The organism is Nocardia sp. NPDC004260 (assembly GCF_053603155.1).
The window spans coordinates 1-1292 of record NZ_JBSGEZ010000272.1; the positions used below are offsets into that span (position 1 = coordinate 1).

2 protein-coding genes are annotated in these 1292 nt (G+C 61.2%); both read left to right on the forward strand.

The features are described 5' to 3' along the window. Window positions 1-232: 232 nt before the first annotated feature. Complete coding sequence (locus ACWEO7_RS39575; protein WP_452430992.1) at window positions 233-703, forward strand: SRPBCC family protein; 471 nt, start codon at window positions 233-235, stop codon at window positions 701-703. Window positions 704-889: 186 nt separating this feature from the next. Then, complete coding sequence (locus tag ACWEO7_RS39580; protein ID WP_452430994.1) at window positions 890-1249, forward strand: helix-turn-helix domain-containing protein; 360 nt, start codon at window positions 890-892, stop codon at window positions 1247-1249. Window positions 1250-1292: the final 43 nt, after the last annotated feature.

A 1292-nucleotide genomic window follows, 5' to 3' on the forward strand; every position in this document is an offset into this window, starting at 1 on the left:
CGCTACGAACGCCGCGCCGACATCCACCAAGCCCTACTCAGCCTCGCCTGCGCCGTCATATGCCTCCGCAAACTCATTCTGAACTGAGTTCTAAGGGTTCGGCTGGAAGTATCATTTGATGTCGAATTGGCCAGGATCGAGGGGTGCCTTGATGATCAATATGTCTGACCGATGACCGTTGTGCTCGATGTCACCCTGTCAGCCCAGCTAGCCGACAATTAACGTTGGCTGTATGGATAGGACCTCGGTCAGCGTCGAACGAGTCATCGACGCTACTGCCTCTGAGATATTTGCTTTGCTCGCTGATACGGGAAGACATGCCGAATTCGACGGCTCCGGGACCGTGGGAGGTGAACGGTCGACGTCGCAGCCTCTGACGCTGGGATCGTCGTTCACGATGTCGATGCGGGGACGCAAGGAGACGCTGTTCATCCCGTATCGCACCACGAGCACCGTCATCGAGTTCGTGCAGAATCGGCTCATTGCATGGCAGACCTACGGTCCTGCCAGGCTGACGGGTGGTCGAATCTGGCGGTATGAATTGATGCCGCTCGAGGACCGAACCCTGGTGCGCGAAACGTGGGACATCACCGAGGAAAAGTATCGATTCCTCGTCATCGGCAAGTCCCTCCCGCAGCAAACCGAAGATGGGATGCGCGCCACTCTGGACAGGATCGCCGAACTCCTGCACCCGCAGTTGTGAGCTTTCCCGGGTAGCCAAGGGCGGCCTGCAAATTCCAGTGAAGCGACGGGCCGATGGTCGAGGGAACCGCGCATGCAACCGGCATCGGAACGGGGTGTCGCGGACGCGGTAGTGGCCGGTATCTAGTGAGCCGAGCTGGGCGAGTTCGGCGTCGATGTCGTCGGCGACACCGCGATCGTGTACTTCATGGACCGACTCACGCGCCACCTCGACGACCTGCGCCGATTGGTGCACACCCTGACCGGCAAGGGGTGCGAGTGCGATTCCGGAGCCCATACCGGCCGCAATCCCGCTCCCGCCGCCGAGCAGGCCGACTTGTTGCGCTCCCGCGCGGCCGCCGGAGTGCCGAGAACAGTGCTGGCCAGAGAGTTCGGCGCCAGCCGCGAAACCGTCTACGCCTACCTGCGGACCGTACCGCCACGATGTGGCCTGCAAAGAGTAGGAAGGTTTATTTTTAAACCCATCCCAGCTGCCGAAGGGCGAATACTCGAACGTGTCAATCCCCTGAAATCGTGGAGGGTTCCTCTATGCGGCCTCGTCTCGTGACAGGGCCGCTGCGGCCGCCGCGCGGACGGCGACCATATGGTTC

What these genes read in the sequence shown, in the direction of transcription:
- ACWEO7_RS39575 (WP_452430992.1), top strand. Translation starts at nt 233, where the DNA reads ATGGATAGGACCTCGGTCAGCGTCGAACGAGTCATCGACGCTACTGCC.
- ACWEO7_RS39580 (WP_452430994.1), top strand. Translation starts at nt 890, where the DNA reads ATGGACCGACTCACGCGCCACCTCGACGACCTGCGCCGATTGGTGCAC.